The sequence below is a fragment of the Dysgonomonas sp. 521 genome (assembly GCF_010501055.1).
Classification (GTDB): Bacteria; Bacteroidota; Bacteroidia; order Bacteroidales; family Dysgonomonadaceae; genus Dysgonomonas.
In genome coordinates this window covers 1-1,339 of record NZ_QVMO01000136.1, presented here as the reverse complement: position 1 = coordinate 1,339, position 1,339 = coordinate 1, and the positions used below count along the sequence as shown (strand labels likewise).

The following is a 1,339-nucleotide window of genomic DNA, read 5'->3' as shown; positions in this document are numbered from 1 at the left end:
AGCCGTTGGTGGGTCGCCGAGGGACAAAGCACTAGCCTTTTGCCTTCTTTTGGGCAATGCCAAAAGAAGGGGCAAGCCCGGGAGGGCGCGGCAGTAGGGAACTGCAACTAATGTATTTAGCCTGAGATAGCCTTTATGTAAAAAATTAAAGAACGATTATATTAAACATATTTTCAATTACTGATCGATATAAATAATAATAAATAACCAAAATGATAACAATATTAGGCATAGAATCTTCCTGTGACGATACGGCAGCAGCCGTGATACAGGATGGGGTTCTTTTATCGAACGTTATATCCAGCCAGAAGGTGCACGAAAGTTATGGAGGCGTTGTACCTGAGCTGGCATCACGCGCCCACCAGCAGAATATAATACCTGTTGTAGACCAGGCTCTTAAGAAGGCCGGAATACAAAAGGAGGATTTATCGGCTATCGCCTTTACCAGAGGCCCGGGGCTGATGGGATCTTTGCTTGTAGGCACTTCATTTGCCAAAGGCTTATCTACTGCACTGGATATCCCGATGGTAGATGTAAACCACTTACACGGGCATGTGCTTGCCCATTTTATTAAAGAGGATAAGGACGACAATCATCAGCCGCAGTTTCCGTTCCTGTGCTTACTGGTTTCCGGTGGCAATTCGCAGATAATACTAGTGAAATCGTATAAGGAAATGGAGATAATAGGGCAGACCATTGACGATGCTGCCGGAGAAGCTTTTGATAAGTGCGCGAAGGTTATGGGATTAGGCTATCCGGGCGGCCCGGTTGTAGACAGGCTGGCCAAAGAGGGCGATCCTTCTAAGTTTAAATTAAATAAGCCTCATGTTCCGGGTTATGACTATAGCTTCAGCGGCTTAAAGACTTCGTTCCTTTACCTTTTGCGGGACGAACTGAAAAAAGATCCGGACTTTGTGGATAAAAATAAGGAAGACCTTTGTGCTTCGCTACAGAAAACGATTATCGATGTGTTGATGGAGCAGTTGCGCCGAGCAGCAAAGGATCTCAATATAAAAGAAGTGGCAGTTGCGGGCGGTGTTTCGGCAAATTCGGGGCTTCGTGCCGCCTTCGAAGATCATGCGAAACGTTTTGGCTGGAAAATACATATTCCTCCTTTTGGCTATACCACCGATAATGCGGCAATGATAGCCATTACCGGTTACTATAAGTACCTCGATAATGAATTTTGTGCGGTGGATGCCGCGCCATATTCCAGAGTTGTAATGTAAATAAGATAACCATTTAATCGAGTAGGAGGAAAATGAAATAGTTTCCTCCTATTTCATTTTCCGACCTCTCACACCACCACGCATGCCGTTCGGCACGTGGCGGTTCCTTA

At 45.4% G+C, this 1,339-nt stretch carries 1 protein-coding gene; it reads left to right on the top strand.

Annotated elements, in window-relative coordinates; all coding sequences use genetic code 11:
- The first annotated feature begins 212 nt into the window (after positions 1–212).
- The gene (gene tsaD / locus D0T84_RS20750; protein WP_163309783.1) at positions 213–1,229 is read left to right on the top strand and encodes a tRNA (adenosine(37)-N6)-threonylcarbamoyltransferase complex transferase subunit TsaD; all 1,017 of its coding nucleotides are present in this window, start codon (positions 213–215) and stop codon (positions 1,227–1,229) included.
- The last annotated feature ends 110 nt before the right edge of the window (positions 1,230–1,339 follow it).

Bases quoted from the DNA above. Each gene is read 5' to 3' on its own strand.
- tsaD (WP_163309783.1), top strand. From the start codon at position 213: ATGATAACAATATTAGGCATAGAATCTTCCTGTGACGATACGGCAGCA.